This window comes from Nocardiopsis sp. EMB25, assembly GCF_026797795.1.
GTDB classification, from domain to species: Bacteria; Actinomycetota; Actinomycetes; order Streptosporangiales; family Streptosporangiaceae; genus Nocardiopsis; species Nocardiopsis lucentensis.
This window is the reverse complement of the sequence record NZ_JAMTDN010000001.1, coordinates 569,771-587,568: the sequence shown is the minus strand read 5'-3', so window position 1 is coordinate 587,568 and position 17,798 is coordinate 569,771. Positions and strand designations below refer to the sequence as shown.

15 protein-coding genes are annotated in these 17,798 nt (G+C 71.0%); 7 read left to right on the top strand and 8 right to left on the bottom strand.

Going from position 1 to position 17,798, the window contains the following annotated elements:
• Positions 1 to 197: 197 nt before the first annotated feature.
• From gcl to KIK06_RS02400, 3 genes are all read right to left on the bottom strand, one after another.
• Positions 198 to 1,913, bottom strand: coding sequence for a glyoxylate carboligase (gcl, locus tag KIK06_RS02410; RefSeq protein ID WP_268641735.1), 1,716 nt, complete (start codon positions 1,911 to 1,913; stop codon positions 198 to 200).
• Between the two features lie 159 nt (positions 1,914 to 2,072).
• Positions 2,073 to 2,963, bottom strand: a complete 891-nt coding sequence (locus KIK06_RS02405; protein WP_017599574.1) for a 2-hydroxy-3-oxopropionate reductase — start codon at positions 2,961 to 2,963, stop codon at positions 2,073 to 2,075.
• 138 nt (positions 2,964 to 3,101) lie between these two features.
• Positions 3,102 to 3,902, bottom strand: a complete 801-nt coding sequence (locus tag KIK06_RS02400; protein ID WP_268641734.1) for a hydroxypyruvate isomerase family protein — start codon at positions 3,900 to 3,902, stop codon at positions 3,102 to 3,104.
• A gap of 418 nt (positions 3,903 to 4,320) precedes the next feature.
• On the opposite strand from KIK06_RS02400, the gene KIK06_RS02395 reads away from it, so the two are divergent.
• From KIK06_RS02395 to KIK06_RS02380, 4 genes are all read left to right on the top strand, one after another.
• Positions 4,321 to 4,875 (top strand): 2-oxo-4-hydroxy-4-carboxy-5-ureidoimidazoline decarboxylase, encoded by a 555-nt coding sequence (locus tag KIK06_RS02395; RefSeq protein ID WP_268641733.1) that lies wholly within the window; start codon positions 4,321 to 4,323, stop codon positions 4,873 to 4,875.
• Complete coding sequence (uraH, locus tag KIK06_RS02390) at positions 4,872 to 5,216, top strand: hydroxyisourate hydrolase (RefSeq protein ID WP_017599571.1); 345 nt, start codon at positions 4,872 to 4,874, stop codon at positions 5,214 to 5,216. The genes KIK06_RS02395 and uraH overlap by 4 nt, the downstream gene beginning before the upstream one ends.
• Before the next feature lie 219 nt (positions 5,217 to 5,435).
• Positions 5,436 to 6,332: a factor-independent urate hydroxylase gene (gene pucL / locus KIK06_RS02385; RefSeq protein WP_268645826.1), complete on the top strand. Its 897-nt coding sequence runs from the start codon at positions 5,436 to 5,438 to the stop codon at positions 6,330 to 6,332.
• Between the two features lie 307 nt (positions 6,333 to 6,639).
• The gene (locus tag KIK06_RS02380; protein WP_268641732.1) at positions 6,640 to 8,151 is read left to right on the top strand and encodes a nucleobase:cation symporter-2 family protein; all 1,512 of its coding nucleotides are present in this window, start codon (positions 6,640 to 6,642) and stop codon (positions 8,149 to 8,151) included.
• 77 nt (positions 8,152 to 8,228) lie between these two features.
• Here the strand turns inward: KIK06_RS02380 and KIK06_RS02375 are convergent, their stop codons facing one another.
• On the bottom strand, positions 8,229 to 9,293 hold the full coding sequence (locus KIK06_RS02375; RefSeq protein WP_268641730.1) for an alkene reductase: 1,065 nt from the start codon (positions 9,291 to 9,293) through the stop codon (positions 8,229 to 8,231).
• Positions 9,294 to 9,453: 160 nt separating this feature from the next.
• Here KIK06_RS02375 and KIK06_RS02370 point away from each other — a divergent pair, with 160 nt between their 5' ends.
• The 3 genes from KIK06_RS02370 (at position 9,454) to KIK06_RS29210 (ending at position 14,630) form a co-directional block, all read left to right on the top strand.
• Positions 9,454 to 12,765, top strand: a complete 3,312-nt coding sequence (locus KIK06_RS02370; RefSeq protein WP_268641729.1) for an AfsR/SARP family transcriptional regulator — start codon at positions 9,454 to 9,456, stop codon at positions 12,763 to 12,765.
• Positions 12,766 to 13,035: 270 nt separating this feature from the next.
• Complete coding sequence (locus tag KIK06_RS02365; RefSeq protein ID WP_268641728.1) at positions 13,036 to 14,298, top strand: M14 family metallopeptidase; 1,263 nt, start codon at positions 13,036 to 13,038, stop codon at positions 14,296 to 14,298.
• A gap of 122 nt (positions 14,299 to 14,420) precedes the next feature.
• Positions 14,421 to 14,630: a type II toxin-antitoxin system VapB family antitoxin gene (locus KIK06_RS29210; protein WP_327084622.1), complete on the top strand. Its 210-nt coding sequence runs from the start codon at positions 14,421 to 14,423 to the stop codon at positions 14,628 to 14,630.
• On the opposite strand, the gene KIK06_RS02355 is transcribed toward KIK06_RS29210, so the two are convergent.
• The 4 genes from KIK06_RS02355 to KIK06_RS02340 all read right to left on the bottom strand — a co-directional run bounded on the left by KIK06_RS02355 (position 14,578) and on the right by KIK06_RS02340 (position 17,789).
• Positions 14,578 to 14,850 carry a type II toxin-antitoxin system RelE family toxin gene (locus KIK06_RS02355; protein WP_268641727.1) on the bottom strand — a complete coding sequence of 91 codons (273 nt, stop codon included), beginning with the start codon at positions 14,848 to 14,850 and terminating at the stop codon, positions 14,578 to 14,580. The two genes, KIK06_RS29210 and KIK06_RS02355, sit on opposite strands and share 53 nt — an antisense overlap.
• Positions 14,834 to 15,058: a type II toxin-antitoxin system RelB family antitoxin gene (relB, locus tag KIK06_RS02350; protein ID WP_017599563.1), complete on the bottom strand. Its 225-nt coding sequence runs from the start codon at positions 15,056 to 15,058 to the stop codon at positions 14,834 to 14,836. Before relB ends, KIK06_RS02355 begins: the two co-directional genes overlap by 17 nt.
• A 101-nt stretch (positions 15,059 to 15,159) precedes the next feature.
• Positions 15,160 to 16,509, bottom strand: a complete 1,350-nt coding sequence (allB, locus tag KIK06_RS02345; protein WP_268641726.1) for an allantoinase AllB — start codon at positions 16,507 to 16,509, stop codon at positions 15,160 to 15,162.
• A complete protein-coding gene (locus KIK06_RS02340; protein WP_268641725.1) occupies positions 16,509 to 17,789 on the bottom strand; it encodes a DUF6986 family protein in 1,281 nt (426 codons plus the stop codon). The genes allB and KIK06_RS02340 overlap by 1 nt, the downstream gene beginning before the upstream one ends.
• Between the last annotated feature and the right edge of the window lie 9 nt (positions 17,790 to 17,798).

Sequence of the window (17,798 nt, the reverse complement as noted above, 5' to 3'; positions counted from 1 at the left end):
GTCGTCACGCTAGCAGAGTGTTCCGGAATGCTGGTACCCGGCGTCCACATTCTGGGACACGTGTCGCGTGACCTGGTCCCCTCCGTCAATGGAAACAGCGGCGTCGTCTGGGAATGGCGGCGTCGCGGCCGTACCCCGTTCACTACGACCGCGACGCCCGTCTGTTCATTCCCCGGAGGGGACGGGCCCCTGGAGGCTCAGGCCTGCGGCAGGGGCTCGAACTCCTTGACCGCGTCGATCGAGGGTCCGTGCGGCGTGTTGGCCTCGCGCTCGATCATGATCTCGACCAGGACCGGACGCGAGGTGGCCTTGGCCTCCTTGCGCGCCCACTCCAGGGACTCCCGGATGTCGTTCGGGTCGGCGACCCGGCGGCCGGAGCAGCCGTAGGCCTCCATGATCTTGACGTTGTCGGTGCCGAACTCGTCGTAGTGGATGTCGACCTGGTAGTTCATCTCGTACGGGATCGAGGCCTGGCGGATGAGGCCCAGGTACTCGTTGTTGATCATGATGATCACGTACGGGACGTTGTACTGGGCGGCGACGGCCAGCTCTTCGACCATGTACTGGAAGCCGTAGTCGCCGACGATGCCGACGACCTCGGCGTCCGGCTCGGTGTTCTTGAGCGCCTTCTTGACGCCGATGGCGGCCGGGATCTCCCAGCCCAGCGGGCCCGCCTGGCCACAGATCTGGTAGTGGCGCGGCTTGTAGGCCTTCTGGTGCTGGCCACCCCAGATCTGGTAGAGGCCGATCGCGGTGACGAAGTAGGTGTCGGCGTCGAAGACCTCGTTGATCTCCTTGTAGACGCGCGGCGCCTTGATCGGCACGCTGTCGAAGTCCTCGCGGCGGGTCATGGTCCGCTTGAGTTCACCGACGCGGTCGACCCACGGCTGGACCTCGGCCTTCTTACCCCGGGCCTTGGCGGCCTCCAGGAGCGCGGACAGGAACAGCTTGGCGTCGGAGACCACGCCCAGGTCCGGCTCGAAGACCCGTCCGATCTGGGTGGGCTCGATGTCGACGTGGATGAACGTGCGGTCGCCCCGGTAGACGTCGATCTGGCCGGTGTGGCGGTCGCCGAAGCGCGCGCCGACCGCCAGGACCAGGTCCGACTCCAGGAAGGAGGCGTTGCCGTAGCGCTGGGAGGTCTGGACGCCGGTCATGCCGGAGTACAGCGGGCTGTCCTCGTCGAAGGAGCCCTTGCCCATCAGCGTGACCTGGACGGGGACGTTCAGGTACTCGGCGAGTTCCTTGAGCTCCTCGGAGGCCTCGGACAGGATCACACCGCCGCCGGCCAGCAGCAGCGGGCGCTCGGCGGCCAGGAGCATGTCCAGGGCGCGCTCGACGCGCGGCTGGTGCGGCTCGACGGAGTTGATCCTCAGCGGGGCGTCGATGGCGGGGTCGTACTCGATGACCTGCTTGGCGACGTCCAGCGGGATGTCGACCAGGACGGGACCGGGACGGCCCTCCTGGGCGACGCGGAAGGCCTCGCGGAAGATCCAGGGTGCGGTGGCCGCCTCCCTGATCTGCACGGCCCACTTGGTGACGGGCTTGGCGATCTCGACGATGTCGACCGCCTGGAAGCCCTCCTTGTCCAGGAGGGAGGTCATGGCCTGGCCGGTGATGCAGACGATCGGGACGGAGTCCGCCATCGCCGTGTACAGGCCGGTGATCATGTTGGTGCCGGCGGGGCCGGAGGTGCCGATGGCCACACCCACCTTGCCGGTGGTGCGCGACCACCCGTCCGCCATGTGGGTGGCGCCCTCCTCGTGGCGGACGGTCAGGTGCTCGATGCCACCGACGTCCTCCATCGCCTTGTAGAGGGGCAGGATGGCGGCGCCGGGGCAACCGAACGCGGTGTCCACGCCTTCGTCCTTGAGGACCTCGATGACAGCGTTCATCGCGGGCATCTGTACCATTTGAAGCGAACCCTTCAGTGCTAGGGGGGTTGACGGATTCCGCCGGCGGGACCCAGGGTGCGGCCAACACCCGAGGCCGCCGTCAGCCACGCGGATCACACGTAAGACGTGGGTACGGCAGGCCGGTACCGCCGGCGGAAGCCCATTGCCAGGTGGCCGTTACTCGGTGCGGCCGGAGAGCTGCTCGACGATCTTCAGCAGCGCGGAGTGGTCGAGCCCGCCGTGGCCCTGGTGCTTGAGGGCGCCGACGAACTGGGCCACCTGGGCGCCCAGCGGAATCGCCACGCCGGCCTCGCGGGCGGCGGTGGTCACGATCTTCATGTCCTTGTCGTGCAGGGCGATGCGGAAGCCCGGCTGGAACTCGCGCTTGCGCATGGCCTCGCCCTTGCGCGCCATGACGGTGCTGCCCGCGAGCCCGCCGCCGAGGACCTCCAGACCCGCCTCGGTGTCGACGCCGTGCGCCTCCAGGAAGACGAGCGCCTCGGCCACGAGCTGGATGTTGCCCGCGACGATGAGCTGGTTGGCGGCCTTGACGGTCTGACCGGCGCCGTTGGGGCCGACCAGGACCGGGGTGGTGCCCAGGACGTCGAAGATCGGCTTGGCCGTGTCGAAGTCCTCCTGGCCGCCGCCGACCATGATGGACAGCTTGGCCTCGATGGCGCCCGCCTCACCGCCGGAGACGGGTGCGTCCAGGACGCGGAAGCCGCGCTCGGCGCCGGTCTCGGCGAGGGTGCGGGTCACGTCCGGGCGGATGCTGCTCATGTCGATGACCAGGGCGCCGGCCTTGGCGTTGTCGTAGACGCCGCCCTCGCCGACCAGGACCTCCTCCACCTGCGGGGAGTCCGGGACCATCGTGATGACGACGTCGGCGCCGGCGACGGCCTCGGCGATGCTGGCCGCGCCCTTACCGCCACCCGCCACGAGCTTGTCGATGGCGGCCTGGTCGAGGTTGTAGCCGGTGACGCTGTACCCGGCCTTGACCAGGTTGGTGGCCATGGGCAGACCCATGATGCCGAGTCCGATGAAGGCGATGTTGCTGTTGGCGGGCATGTCCGCCCCTTTCGTGGCTGTCGTTGGCGGGTGGGTCGAAAGCGAGCTGGGTGGGGCCGCCCGCCCCGAGGGCGTACGGGGCGGACGGCCCGCCGGCGGTCACCGTGGGCTGGTGACCGCCCGTCTGGGACGCGCTGGTCAGCGCTTGAGCCAGCCGAAGCTCTCCGCGGAGGGCACGGTCGGCTTGTACTCCAGGCCGACCAGGCCGCGGTAGCCGCGGGCCTCGGCGTCGGTGAGGAGTTCGTCGAGGGGCAGCGAACCGGTGCCGGGCTCACCGCGGCCGGGCGCGTCGGCGATCTGGATGTGGCCGAACTCGGCGGCGTGGTCGCGCACGACCGCGGCCACGTCGTCGCCGTTGACCGCCAGGTGGAAGAAGTCGGCGAGGAGCGCGACGTTGGCGGCCCCGGCCTCCTTCACCTTGGCGATGAACGCGAGGGCGTCGGCGGCCGTCTTGAGCGGGTAGTCCTCGGAGCCGCTGATCGGCTCGACGAGGACGGTCCCGCCGACCTTGGCCACGCCGTGGGCCGCCGCGACCGTGTTCTCCAGGGCCAGGCGGTCCTGCTCGGCCGGGTCGACGCCCTCCTGGCGCAGCCCGTAGAGGGCGTTGAAGCCCGTGGTGCCGGTCCGCTCGGCGATGCGCGCGACGACCTCGATGTTGGCCTTGAACTCGTCGCTGCGGGAGGGCTGGGACAGGACGCCGCGGTCCGGGCCGGGCAGGGCCCCGGCGAAGAAGTTGAGGCCGCTCAGCCGAACGCCGGCGTCGTCGATCGCGGAGACGAAGGCGTCGATCTCGTCCTGCGCGGGCGTCGCGCTCTCGAACGGCCACCAGAACTCCACCGCGTGGAAGCCCGCGTCGCGCGCGGCCTTGGGGCGTTCGTTGATGGGGAGCTCGGTGAACAGCAGCGAGCAGTTCACCGTGTAGCCCAACGCGTGGCTCATGCCTGGCCTCCGTCACCTTGTGTTCCGCATTGCGGAAAGTAGTTTTCGCTTGAAGGAATAGTCTGAGTGTGCGGCCCTGGCGTGACCTTGTCAACCACCGGACGCGAACCCGGCCACCGAGAACCCGCCCGGAGAACGCCCCCGACCCCCTCCCGCACCACCCATCCCGCTCGCCCCACCGGGAAGATCGCCTGATCTTCGTGCGAGCGCACGAAAATCGGACTTTTTCGACAATCACCCCTTGCCAGTGTTGACAAGATCACACGGTCTGGAGTTAGAGTCCCTCCATCCGCCATACGGAAACATCCCTCTGCACTACGAAAAACACCCGGTGGATCTGTGGGAACATCCAAGTGACGTGAGCGGGTAGGGACCCCTCACGGGAGTCACCGCAGCCACCGGACAGGGGAGAGAACAGATGCCCGAGACCAACGCGCGAGAGCCGGACGGGGCCACCGATCCGGGTCTGGCGCGCCTGAACGCCCTGTCACGGGCGGATCTGCGCGTCGAGCTCGCCCAGTGCCTCGACATCGACCGCTGGGTCGACGCCGTGGCCGAGCAGGCGCCCTACACCGACCGGCGCACCCTCATCGAACTCGCCGACAAGCACGCGCGGGAGATCACGGAAGACGAGGTCGCCTCCGCGCTGGCCCGCCACCCGCGCATCGGGGAGAAGGCCCGGGGGAAGGGAACCGAGGCGCGCTGGTCGCGCGGTGAGCAGTCCGCGTTCGCCGCCGACTCCGACGACGCCTCACTGCGTGTCCAGCGGATCTTCGAGTTCGCCCAGGGCGAGTACGAGGGCCGGTTCGGCCAGATCTACCTGGTCTGCGCCAGCGGCCGGTCCAGCCGTGAACTCCTGGCCGACCTGGTCGGACGCCTCGACAACGACCTTCCCGGCGAACTGCGGGTGGTCGCGGAGGAACTCCGCAAGATCTCCGGACTCCGACTCGAGAAACTCCTGGACGCCGCATGAGCCACGTGACCACACACATCCTCGACGCGTCGCTGGGCCGGCCCGCCCGTGACGTCCCGGTCCGTCTGGAGGCCGCCACCGACGCGGAGCGCACCTCCTGGAAGACGGTCGCCGAGGGCCGCACCAACGACGACGGGCGCGTACCCGACCTGGGGCCCGAGCAGCTCTCCGCCGGGTACTACCGCGTCGTCTTCGACACCGCGGCCTACTTCGCGGCCACCGAACAGAAGGGCTTCTACCCCGAGGTCACCATCGTCTTCGACCTCGCGGACGAGGACGCGCACTACCACGTGCCGCTCCTGCTGAGCCCGTTCGCCTACTCGACCTACCGGGGTTCCTAGCCGGATCGGCGCGGGCCGACGAGCCCGCCGGGGAACACTGACCGAAGGGAGCGCGACACGCCCGAGATCCGACAGTCCTAGGCACACGACCCTCTTCGAGTGCGTGACAGGTCCTTCCGCATGTCCACAGCGGTCCTCCCTCGTGCGCACGGCGCGGGCGCGCGGCGCCCGGCGCGAAACGACGACTTCATGTACACACATGAAATGGAGTACGCCCTGATGGGTATCCGACTCGGAGACAACCAGTACGGCAAGGCCGAGGTCCGCCTCGTCCACGTCAACCGCGACACCGCAGTCCACCAGATCAAGGACGTCAACGTCACCTCGCAGCTGCGCGGGGACCTGGAGACCGTCCACACCGTCGGCGACAACAGCAAGTGCCTGCCGACCGACACCCAGAAGAACACGGTCTACGCCAAGGCCAAGGAGTGGGGCGGCGTCGGCGCCATCGAGGACTTCGCGCTCAGGCTGGCGCGCCACTTCGTCGACGAGCACGACTACGTGTACGGCGCCCGCCAGGAGATCCAGGAGTACTCCTGGGACCGCATCGCCACCTCGCACGGACCGCACGACCACGCCTTCTCCCGCAGCGGCGCCGAGACCCGCACCACCGTGGTCAACAAGGACGGCGACAAGGAGTGGGTGGTATCCGGCTTCGAGGGCCTGACCGTCCTCAAGTCCACCGGGTCCGAGTTCCACGGCTACCCGAAGACGAAGTACACCACCCTCAAGGAGACGGACGACCGGATCCTGGCCACGGACGTCACCGCCCGCTGGCGCTACGTCGGCACCGACCTGGAGTTCGACAAGCTCTACTCCTCCATCCGCGCCATCTGCCTGGAGGCGTTCGCCGAGACGCACAGCCTCGCCCTCCAGCAGACCCTGTACGAGATGGGCAAGGCCGTCCTGGAGGCGCACCCCGAGGTCGCCGAGATCAAGTTCTCCATGCCGAACAACCACCACTTCCTGGTGGACCTGTCACCGTTCGGCCTGGACAACCCGAACGAGGTCTTCTTCGCCGCCGACCGCCCCTACGGCAAGATCGAGGCCACGGTCGAGCGCGACGACGCTCCCGACGCCGGTGACGCCTGGAAGGCCGTCCCCGGTTTCGTGTAAGGAGCCCGAGCCCCGGGGCCCGTCAGGGCGCACGTGGTGGATGCCGCCCGTCGGGCGGCAGAGTATGTGTCCGCCACGCGTGCCCTCATAGCCGGTCGGGCCCCGGCCCTGGTCCCCGCCCCGCACCGCGGGAAGCACCGCCCGAGGCGACGGCGCCTCGCTAGCCGCGCGCGCACGCGGCTGACGCACCGCTCTTCGGCGTACCCGGACACGGACCGCCGTACCGGTGGACATCACCGGGCCCACGGGCCCGAGAGAGCGGCCACCCCCGCCGGTGGCCAACAATCGCAAAGGCTGGAAACTGGCCATGTCGAACAGTCCGTCCGCGAAGGACTCGGCCACAACGAACGCCTCAACCCCCCTCCGCGCCGAGGACGAGAAGCTTCCGCTGCGGTTGCAGATCGTCTACGCGTTGCAGCACATCTTCACCATGTACGCCGGTGCGGTGGCACCGGCCCTGGTCATCGGCGCCGCCGCTGGACTCGCGAACGAGCCCGCCGCCATGGGCATCCTCGTCAGCGGCGCGCTCCTGGCAGCGGGGATCGCCACCCTCCTCCAGACGGTCGGGCACAGGCGCGTCGGCGCGCAGATGCCGATCGTGGTCGCCTGCTCCTTCGTCCCGGTCAGCGCCATCACCTCCCTGGCGGCCGGGTCGAACGGGGAGAACCTGCCCGTGGCCTTCGGCGCCTCGATGGCCGCCGGGGTCTTCGCCCTGGTCATGACGCCGTTCTTCGGGCAGCTGATCCGTTTCTTCCCCCCGATCGTCACCGGCACGATCATCACCGTCATCGGGGTCAGCCTGATGCCGGTCGCCGCCCGCTGGATCATGGACGGGGGCACCCGGACCATGGAGGACGGGTCGACGGTGGCCGCCGCCCCGCTGGCCAATCTCGCGCTCGCCGGGGTCACCCTGGCGATCATCCTCGTCTGTTCCCGCGTGCTCCCAGGCATCTGGGGACGCCTGTCCGTGCTCCTCGGCCTGGTCGCGGGCACGCTGGTGGCGGTGCCGTTCGGCATGGCCGACTTCAGCCGGGTCGGCGAGGCCGACATCGTCTTCAACCCCGCCTCGGTCTTCTACTTCGGCGCGCCCCGCTTCGAGCTCGCCGCCGTCCTCACCATGTGCGTCATCATGCTGGTGGTCCTGACCGAGGGCGCCTCGCACATCATCGCGGTCGGCGAGATCACCGGGTCGAAGGTGGACGCCAAGCGCATCTCCGCCGGTCTGCGCGCCGACGTCAGTGGTTCGATCATCGGCCCCGTCTTCAGTGCCACGCCCACCAGCTCCTTCGCCCAGAACATCGGGCTGCTGGCGCTGACGGGCATCCGCAGCCGATTCGTCGTGGCCACGGGCGGCGTCATCCTGCTGGCGCTCGGCCTGTTCCCGGTCCTGGGCGGTGTGATGGCCGCGCTGCCCACCCCCGTCCTGGGCGGTGCCGGACTCGTGCTCTTCGGCAGCGTGGCCGCCAGCGGCGTCAAGACCCTCGGCAAGGTCGACTTCACCAACAACCTCAACCTGGTGCTGGTCGCGACGTCCATGGGCGTGGCGGTCATCCCGCTCGCCTACCCGACCTTCTACGCCTTCCTGCCCGAGTCCGTGGAGATGATCGCCCACTCCGGCATCATCGGCGCCGCCCTGGTGTCGGTGCTGCTCAACATCTGCTTCAACGTGGTCGGACGGGGGCCCGCCAAGGCCACCCCGGCCGACATCGACGCCACCGAGATCGGCAGCGCCGGTCCGGGCGAGGCCAAGTACACCGACCAGGCCGGTGCGGCCTACCGGGGTGAGGGCCCGGAGGCCGTCGACGGCGCCAAGGGGTGACCGCCCCCTGACGCGGCGCGGTGGCGCCCGGTCGAACCGGGCGCCACCGCGCCTTCCCGTCACCCGGTGTTCCGTGTTCAGGCGCCAAGCGTCGGGTAGTCGGTGTAGCCGCGGTGGTCGCCGCCGTAGAAGGTGGTGGAGTCGGGCTCGTTGAGGGGTCCTCCCGCCTTGATCCGGGCGTCCAGGTCGGGGTTGGCGAGCCAGGCGGTGCCCAGGGCCACCGCGTCGGCCAGCCCCTCCTCCAGCACCGCGGACGCGGCGGCCGTGTCCGTGCCCGCGGCCGGGTTGTAGACGAAGGCGCCCGCCCACTCCTTGCGCAGGCGCTCGGCGTGCTCACGCGGACCCATCCCCACGACGTGCAGGAACGCCAGCTCGGACTGGTTCGGGATGGCCTCCAGGAGCGCCAGGTGCTGGCCGAGCGAGTCGGTCTCGGTCATGCCGTTGAAGGTGTTCCCGGGGGAGACCCGCAGGGCGGTGCGCTCGGCGCCGATGGTGTCGGCGACGGCCGCGACGACCTCGGCCGCGAACCGGGCCCGGCCCTGCGCGCTGCCGCCGTACTCGTCGGTGCGCTGGTTGGCGCCGTCGGCGAGGAACTGGTGGATGAGGTAGCCGTTGGCCCCGTGCAGCTCCACACCGTCGAACCCGGCGGTGATCGCGTTGCGGGCGGCGGAGGCGAAGTCGTCCCGGGCCTCGGCGATGTCGGCGGAGGTCATCTCCCGCGGGACCGGGTGGGGGAGCAGACCGGAGCCGTCGAACAGGGACTCACCGGAGGCGATCGCGGAGGGGGCGACGGGCAGGCCCCCGTCGGGGTACAGGCTGGGGTGGCCGATACGGCCCGCGTGCATGATCTGCGCGTAGATGTGGCCGCCCTTGGCGTGCACGGCGTCGGTGACCCTCTTCCACGCCTCGACCTGCTCGGCGGAGTGCAGGCCGGGGGTGTTGATGTAGCCCTGGCCGCGCACGCTCGGCTGGACGCCCTCGGTGATGATCAGACCGGCGGAGGCGCGCTGGGCGTAGTACTCGGCCACCGTGTCGTCGACCAGGCCGTTCTCGTCCGCCCGGGCGCGGGTCATCGGGGCCATGAAGAGGCGGTTGGGAAGCTCGTCGCGGCCGACGGTGACGGGTGTGAACAGGTCGCTCATGTCTTCTCCGAGTGGTGTTGGGGGCGCTGCCCCTGGTGGATGTGCACCACCGTAGGAGGGGGTGCTCGCCGTCCCCTTGCCGTCGGCTGTCCGTCCGCTGCCCGTCCGCGGACAGCACGTTCGCCGGACATGACCGCTTCGTCCGGATAGGCTGCTGCACATGCGATTCGGCGTGTTGGGACAGCTGGCGGTATGGACCGACGAGGACGAACCCGTCAACGTCCCCGGAGCCAAGGTGCGCTCCCTTCTGGCCCACCTGCTCGTCCACCGGGAAGTCTGGGTCTCCGCCGACCGGCTGGGCGCGGACCTGTGGCAGGAGCCGCCGCCCGACCCGGCCGCCGCCCTCCAGACCACGGTGTCACGGCTGCGGCGCGCCCTGGAGGGCGCCGAGCCCGGGTACCGGTCCCGGGTGGAGTCCGGCCCGTCCGGGTACCGGCTCCGGGTCGACGCCGAGCGGGTGGACGCGGGCCGGTTCGAGGACCTGGTGGCGCGGGCGCGTGGGGCCGCTCCCGCAGAGACGGCGGACGTCCTGGGCCGGGCTCTCGCGCTGTGGCGCGGCCCGGCCCTGGCCGACCACGCGGACGCCCCGTTCACCCGGCCCGCCGTCACCCGGTGGGAGGAGATGCGGCTGTCGGCGGTGGAGGACCGTCTCCGCGCCCGGCTCGACCTGGGCGAGGGCTCCTCCCTGGTCCCCGAACTCGACGACCTGGTCGACCGCGAGCCGCTGCGGGAGCGGCTGCGCGCCGCCCACATGCTGGCTCTGTACCGGGCCGGTCGGCAGTCCGAGGCCCTGGAGAGCTATCGGCGGATGCGTGACCTGCTCTCCGAGGAGGTGGGGGTGGACCCCGGTCCGGAACTGGTCCGGCTGCACCAGGACATCCTCGCCCAGGCCCCGGCACTCGCCCGCCCCGACGCCGGGCGACCCCGGAGGGAACCGGTCGCGCGCCCCCGGCCGGTCGAAGGGGAGAACAGGCACGCGGGGAGGGAGGCGCCGCCGCCCCGGTGGCCGGGAAACGTCCCCGCCCCGCTCACCGAGGTCATCGGCCGGAAGGAGTCCGTCGAACGGATCCGCGGCGACGTGGAACGGTTCCGCCTGGTCACCCTCATCGGCCCGGGAGGAGTCGGCAAGACCACGCTCGCACTGGCCGCCGTCCCCGGTCTCGCCCCCTCCGGGGTGTGGTTCGTCGAGCTCGGGGGCAGGGACACCGGTGCCACGACGGTCCACGGCATCGCCGAGGAGATCGCGACCGCCGTCGGTCTGTCCGACGAGGGATGCTCCCCCGGCCGACACTCCTCAGCACTCCGTCTCGGTCGCTGCCTGGGCTCCGGCCTGCTGGTCCTCGACAACTGCGAGCACGTGATCGGCCCCGTCGCCGAGCTGGTGGCCCAACTGCTGCGCTCGGCCCCCGACCTGCGGATCCTGACCACCAGCCGCGAGCCCCTGGGGGTTCCCGGTGAGCGTCTGCACCAGGTTCGACCGCTGCCCGTGCCCCGGGCGGCCACCCGTGAGGCTCTGGCCGAGTCGGCGGCGGTCGAGCTGTTCTCCCAGCGTGTGGCCGCCTCCCTGCCCGGCTTCGCCGTGGCGGAGGACAACGCCGCCGCGGTCGCCGCGATCTGCTGGCACCTGGACGGTCTGCCGTTGGCCCTGGAGCTGGCCGCCGCGCGGGTGCGCTCTCTGGGCGTGCACGAACTGGCCGCCCGCCTGAATGACCGCTTCCAGATCCTGGGCGGCACAGGCTCGGGCCGCCACGAACGGCAGCGCACACTGCACGCCGTGGTGGACTGGAGCTGGCGACTGCTCAGCGCCGACGAACGCGCCGTCCTGCGCCGCCTGTCGGTCCACGCCGGACCATTCGACCTGGTCAGGGCGGAGGCGATCGCCGGACTCCCCCAGGAGGGCACCCCCGCCGTCGCACGCCCGGCCGTCGTCGGAGTGCTCGCCTCGCTCGTGGACCGGTCGCTGGTCGTGGCTGAACAGGGTCGGCGGGGTGCGCGGTACCGGCTCCTGGAGACCATCCGGGTCTTCGCCCGGGAGCGACTGGTCGAGGCGGGAGAGGAGACCTCCGCCCTGCGGGCGCTGGCGACCCACCTTGCCGGGGCGGCCGCGGAGTTCGAGCCCCGGCTCTTCGGCTCCGGTGGCGACCAGGGGGAATGTCTGGAGTGGCTGGACCAGGAGACGGCCAACCTGCGCGCCTCCGTGGAGTGGGCCGCCGAGCAGGGTGAGGCGGGCCCGGCGCTGCGCATCACCGGCTCCCTCGGGTGGTACTGGTACCTGCGCGGGCGTTACCGGGAGGGCCACCGGTTGTTGTCCCTGGCCCTGGCGACTCCGGGTGGCGGCACCGACGAGGAACGCGCCGTGGCCCTGCTCTGGCACGCCGCCCTGTCCTTCGCCGACGTCCACTCCCCCGCGGCCCTGGAGACGGCACGGGCCGCGCTGGACCTGGCGGCGCGGATGCCGGACCCCGCCGCGCTCGCCCGTGCCCGCGTGGTGTTGGTCTTCATGACGCGCACGGCCGAGACGGAGGGGTCGCGCCTGGACCTGCCCGACACGGTGCTGGAGGAGGCCCTGGCGGTGTTCGAGGCCCGGTCGGACCAGTGGTGGCGGGCCTTCGCCCTGCACATGCGCGGTTGGCGGGCGCTGCGGCGCAGTGAGTTGGCCGAGGCCGGGCGCGACGGGCGCACAAGCCTGTCGCTGTTCGAGGAGCTGGGTGAACCCTGGGGACGGGTACGCGCGGGCAACCTGCTCGGTGTGCTGGCCGGGATCGAGGGCGACTACGCGGAGGCGGCGCGGCTGCACCGCGACGCGCTGGACCAGGCGGAGCGGATCGGCCTGTGGCCGTCGGTGGTCGAGGAGCACACCCGAATCGCACGCGTCCACCTGCTCAACGGCGATCTCGACGCGTCGGACGAGGCCAACCGCCGCGCCATCGCCGTGGCCACCGAGCAGGGTCTGGCGGATCGGGCGCGGTTCGCCCGCGCGGGTCTGGGGTTGAGCGCGCGACGACGCGGGCGCGTCGACGAGGCGGAGGAGCACTTCTCCGCGGTCCTGGCCAGCCACCGGGAGGACGGCTACCGGCCGGGACTGGCCTTCATCCTGGCCGAACTGGGATTCTGCGCCGAGATGCGCGGGGACCTGCGGGCGGCGCGGGAGCGGCACGCCGAGGGGCTGGAATACGCCCGCCAGAGTGATGATCCCCGCGCGGTGGCCTTCTCCCTGGAGGGGTTGGCGGGCGTGGCCGCCGCCGAGGGGGACGGTGTGCTCGCCGCGCGGCTGTTGGGTGCCGCCGCGAGCGCCCGGGAGGACGTCGGGGTGCCGCTGCAACCCGGCGACCGGTTCGACGTCGACCGCCTCACCCGGGCCGTCCACGCGCTGATCGGCACCGCCGACGCGGACCAGGAGTTCGCGTTCGGGCACACGTCCGGGACCGGGGCCGCGATCGGCTGGACGCCGGCGCGGGCACCGGTCGGTTAGCCGCCTCCGGCGGGCTCGCGGACGGGCCTCGAAAGGGTCCGCGCGCCGACCGCCGGGGGTGTGCGCCCCGTGCACACTGTGGCCACATCCGGCCACGGTGTGTGCCCGTCGGCCGCCTCGGGAAGCGGGCCCCACCTGCCGAAGGCGTCAAACCAGGCGTTCCGCTCCGATGGACACGCTCAGTTAGACGGATTGACAGCATTTGCGGCTTTATTTAGCAATGACGCCAAATGCCCGATGCCTCACCCCCCGCTCCACGGAGGCAGTGTCATGCGTTCCCCCACCCCCCGAAGAATCCTCACCCCCCTCGCGATCGGCGCGCTGGTCCTCGGACTGTTCAGCCCCGTCAGCGCCGAGTCCGCCGACGACCCCGCGCTGTACGAGGTCAGCGGCGTGTCGACCGCCCAGGAACGGACCGAGATCGCCTCGACCGGCGCGGCGATCGACGACATCAGCGCCGACACGGTGCTCGTCACCGCGACCTCCGAGAGCGTCGAGGCCATCGACGACCTCGGGTACGAGGTCACCGAGTTCGCCCCGCCCACCACGCAGCTCGCCCCCGACAACGGGTACACCACGTACGCGGAACTGCGGGACGTCGTGGACCAGGTGACCGCCCAGAACCCCGGGATCGCCGCCCAGTCGGTCTACGGGTACTCCTACCAGGGGCGTGAGCTGATCGCGGTCAAGATCAGCGACAACGTCGGCTCGGACGAGGACGAGCCCGAGGTCCTGTTCACGCACTCGCAGCACGCCCGCGAGCACCTGACGGTCGAGATGGCCGTGTACCTGATGGAGCTGCTCACCAGCGAGTACGGCTCCGACGCCAGGATCACCGACCTGGTGGACAACCGGGAGATCTGGATCCTGCCCAACGTCAACCCCGACGGCGCCGAGTACGACATGGCGGGCTCGTCGTGGCGGTACTGGCGCAAGAACCGGCAGCCCAACGCGGGTTCGTCCTACGTCGGCACGGACCTGAACCGCAACTGGGACTACAACTGGGGCTGCTGCGGCGGTTCGTCGGGCAGCACGTCCAGCTCGACCTACCGGGGCGCCTACCCCGAGTCCGCCCCCGAGGTCTCGGCGGTCGCCGACTTCGTGCGCGGCCGGGTGGTCGGCGGCGAGCAGCAGATCACGTCCGCGATCGACTTCCACACCTACAGCGAGCTCATCCTGTGGCCGTTCGGCTACACCTACGACGAGGTGACCAACGGGATGAACCGCGACGAGTACGACACCCACGCGGCACTGGGCACGCACATGGCCCAGGCCAACGGGTACACGCCCCAGCAGTCCAGCGACCTGTACGTGACGGACGGGACGATCAACGACTGGCTGTGGGGCGACCAGCGGATCGTCAACTTCACCTACGAGATGTACCCGAGCAGTTACTGGGGCGGCGGCTTCTACCCGCCGTCCTCGGTGATCGACCGGGAGACCGCGCGTAACAGGGAGGCCGTCCTGCGCCTGCTCGACTACGCCGACTGCCCGTACCGCATCATCGGCGAGGAGGCCACCTACTGCGGCTGACCCCGCCCACACCCGTGGCCCCGGCGCGCGACCGCGCGCCGGGGCCACCAGTCCGTGGATTGCGCACTGCGATCGACCCGGCATCCCTAGGGTGGTCAGAGATCGAACGCCGGGAGGCCTCCGTGAGCATAGCCCTGATCGACATCGACGACGAGGCACTGACCAGAGCCGCCGCGGTCCTGGGCACCTCGACCCCCGAGGAAACCGTCAACGCCGCCCTCCGGCAGATGGTCGAACGCGCGCGACGGATGTCCGCCCTGCGAGTGGGAGCCCCTGTGGTCAGCCCCGATACACCTGGCTCCGGTGACCCACGTGAAGAACGAGAACCGTGACGATCCCGTCCTGGATGTCAGCGATGATCCGACAGTCCCCGACTCGATAGCGCCAGAGGTCACCCAGCCTGTTGCCCTGCAGAGCATCCCCGAGAGCGCGTGGATCCTCGGTGCCCGAGATCCGGTCGTTCAGGAACCAGAGGATTCTTCGTGCGACCTGTCCGTCCAGCTTGCGCAGCTCACACTTGGCGTCGTCGTGAAGTTCAACTTTCCAGGCCATACTCGTCCATCACGTCCGAGAGCGGCGTCGTACCGCTCCGCCCCGCCCGCAGGTCCTCAAGCCTGCTCTCGGCGATGTAGACCTCTTCCAGCTCATCCAGGTGAGCGACGATCGCCTCTCGGGCGTAGAAGCTCTTCGACCTGCCGGTTTCCTTGGCCAGAGCTTCGAGTCTCTCCTCGATCTCGGCCGGAAGTCGCAGTGCCAACATGGTGAACCTCCCTGGTTGCTATACAAGTATAGCAACCAGGGAGCCCTCGGCGCGTGACGGTCCCGGCACGCGCTCGCGCCGGGGCCGCGCTGCCAGGAGCCTCAGCCCCGGGTCAGCAGCCGCCCGACGGGAGCGGCCAGGTCGACGTCCGCGCCGCGCAGGATCGTGCGGCGCACCCGGCCCACCAGGTCGGCGCCGTCGTAGGCGCTCACCGGGTTCTTGTGCTGGAGGTCGCGCGCGACCACGCGCAGCGGCTCCTCGGGGGCCACGATCGCGAAGTCCGCGTCGCCGCCCTCGACGATCGCGCCCTTGCCCTCGACCCCGGCGACCCGTGCCGGACCGGAGGACATCCACCGCACGACGTCCACCAGGGGCACACCGCGCCGGCGCGCCTCGGTCCACACCGCGCTGAAACCGACCTGGAGCCCGGACACCCCGCCCCAGGCCGTCCCGAAGTCCCCCGTGTCCAGGTCCTTCAGGTCCGGCGTGCTCGGTGAGTGGTCGCTGACCACGCAGTCGATCAGGCCGTCCGACAGCGCCCGCCACAGCAGGTCGCGGTTGGCGTGGTCGCGGATGGGCGGGCAGCACTTGAACTGGGTGGCCCCGGCGGGGATCGCCTCGGCCTCCAGCGTCAGGTAGTGCGGGCACGTCTCCACGGTCAGCGGCACGCCGTCGGCCCGGGCCTGGGCGATCAGCGGCAGCGCCGAGGCACTGGACAGGTGCAGGATGTGCGCCCGGGTCCCGGTCCGGCGGGCGGTCTCGATGACCAGAGCGATCGCCTCGTGCTCAGCCTCGTCCGGACGCGAGGCCAGGAAGTCCGCGTACTCGCGGCCCGACGCGGCGGGAGCCTCGTCCAGCACCGACGGGTCCTCGGCGTGCACGATGATCTGGCCGCCGAACTCGCCGATCGCCTCCGCCGCCGTGCGCAGCTGGTCGGGTGACAGGTGGCCGAACTCGTCCACTCCGGACGGCGACAGGAACGCCTTGAACCCGTACACGCCCTGCTCGTGCAGCGCCCGCAGCTCCTTGGTCGTGCCGGGGGTGCTGTTCTCGGGCACGGCGCCGCCCCAGAACCCGACGTCCACGGCGACCTGGTCGCGCGCCACGGAACGCTTGGTGCTCAGGCCGTCCACCGTGGTGGTCGGGGGCACGCTGTTGAGCGGCATGTCGACGATCGTGGTCACCCCGCCCAGAGCGGCGGCGCGGGTGGCGCTGGCGAAGCCCTCCCACTCGGTGCGGCCCGGTTCGTTGACGTGCACGTGGGAGTCGACCAGGCCGGGCAGCAGCACCTCGTCGTCAGCCAGGGTGATCTCCCTGTCCGCGGTGGCGGGGGCGTCCGCGCCGGGCAGGACGGCGGTGATCCGGCCGTCGGTGACGGCGACGGTCACCGCCCGCTCTCCCTCGGGGGTGACGGCGCGGCTCGCGCGCACGAGGAGGTCGTGGGTGGTCATCACTGCTCCTGTCCGACTCGGCGGGTGGCCAGGGCCAGCAGCGTGGCCGTGTCCGTCCCGGTGTGCTCTTCGATCTCGTCCTCGTCCAGAGCGCCGCAGCGCAACCCGTTGACCAGGGCTGACGCCAGGGCCTGCGCGGTGGCGGGCTCATCCATGACGCCACCGGCCACGGCGCCGAAGTAGGCCTTGAGGCGGGCCGCGGCGGGCGCGAACGCCTCCCGGTAGAAGGCGTAGGTGGCCAGGAAGCGCATGGGCAGCTGGTTCGGGTGCAGGTCCCAACCCTGGTAGTACCCGCGCTCCAGGGATCGACGGACCAGGCCGGAGTGCAGCCGCCAGGCGTCGTGTACCTCAGCGCGCCCTCCCACGGGCAGGATGTTGCTGCCCCCGTCGGAGAGCCACACGCCGGTACCCGCGGCGGCGAGCTGCATGACGGCCTTGGCGTGGTCGGCGACCGGGTGGGCCAGGCTCTGGTAGGCGGCGGTGATCCCGCAGGCCGCGCTGTAGTCGTAGGTGCCGTAGTGCAGCGCGCTCGCGCGGCCCTGGCTCGCCCCGATCATCCGGGCCACGGCGGCGGTGCCGTCCTGGAGCAGGATCGACTGGGGGGTCTCGATCTGGAGCTCGAACCGCAGGCGCCCCTCGGGCAGGTCGAAGCGCTTCTCCAACCGCTCGCAGACCCAGGCCATGGCCTCGACCTGTTCGACGGAGGTGATCTTGGGCAGGGTGAGGACGAGGTTGTCCGGGAGGGAGCCGCGACGTTCCAGGAGGGTCTGGAGGAACAGGGTGAGGCTGCGGATCCCGCGGTGCCGTCCGGCGGCCTCCATGCCCTTCATCCGGATGCCGAAGTAGGGGGTGGCGGTGCCCGCCTCCAGGTCGGCGCAGAAGGCCCCGGCGGCGGAGGCCACGTCGGCGTCCTCGGCCTCGTCACCGCGGTTCCCGTACCCGTCCTCCAGGTCGGCGCGCAGGTCCTCGATCGGTTCGCGGGTGAGTTTGGCGCGCACACGGGGCAGCGCCTCGGCCACGGCGGACTCGCTCAGCCCGGTGACCTCGGCGAGGTCGGCGGGCTTGGGGGCGAACTCGTCGAGGGCCGCCAGGGCGTCGCGCCCCCAGTCGGCGGCCAGCCCCGGACGGATCCGGTCAGCGGGAACGTAGACGGTGTGCACCGGCTGACGAGCCGTGTTGGCCCCGGGGTACTCACGGGCCAGGCGCGCGTCGGCGTCGGCCAGGCGCGCGTCCAGCGCGGTGGTGAGATCGTCGAGGGACAGGGGGTCCTCCGCTGTCACGTTGCGGTT

Coding starts and splice junctions, on each gene's coding strand:
- gcl (WP_268641735.1), bottom strand. CDS start 1,913: ATGGTACAGATGCCCGCGATGAACGCTGTCATCGAGGTCCTCAAGGAC.
- KIK06_RS02405 (WP_017599574.1), bottom strand. CDS start 2,963: ATGCCCGCCAACAGCAACATCGCCTTCATCGGACTCGGCATCATGGGT.
- KIK06_RS02400 (WP_268641734.1), bottom strand. CDS start 3,902: ATGAGCCACGCGTTGGGCTACACGGTGAACTGCTCGCTGCTGTTCACC.
- KIK06_RS02395 (WP_268641733.1), top strand. CDS start 4,321: ATGCCCGAGACCAACGCGCGAGAGCCGGACGGGGCCACCGATCCGGGT.
- uraH (WP_017599571.1), top strand. CDS start 4,872: ATGAGCCACGTGACCACACACATCCTCGACGCGTCGCTGGGCCGGCCC.
- pucL (WP_268645826.1), top strand. CDS start 5,436: ATGGGTATCCGACTCGGAGACAACCAGTACGGCAAGGCCGAGGTCCGC.
- KIK06_RS02380 (WP_268641732.1), top strand. CDS start 6,640: ATGTCGAACAGTCCGTCCGCGAAGGACTCGGCCACAACGAACGCCTCA.
- KIK06_RS02375 (WP_268641730.1), bottom strand. CDS start 9,293: ATGAGCGACCTGTTCACACCCGTCACCGTCGGCCGCGACGAGCTTCCC.
- KIK06_RS02370 (WP_268641729.1), top strand. CDS start 9,454: ATGCGATTCGGCGTGTTGGGACAGCTGGCGGTATGGACCGACGAGGAC.
- KIK06_RS02365 (WP_268641728.1), top strand. CDS start 13,036: ATGCGTTCCCCCACCCCCCGAAGAATCCTCACCCCCCTCGCGATCGGC.
- KIK06_RS02355 (WP_268641727.1), bottom strand. CDS start 14,850: ATGGCCTGGAAAGTTGAACTTCACGACGACGCCAAGTGTGAGCTGCGC.
- relB (WP_017599563.1), bottom strand. CDS start 15,058: ATGTTGGCACTGCGACTTCCGGCCGAGATCGAGGAGAGACTCGAAGCT.
- allB (WP_268641726.1), bottom strand. CDS start 16,509: ATGACCACCCACGACCTCCTCGTGCGCGCGAGCCGCGCCGTCACCCCC.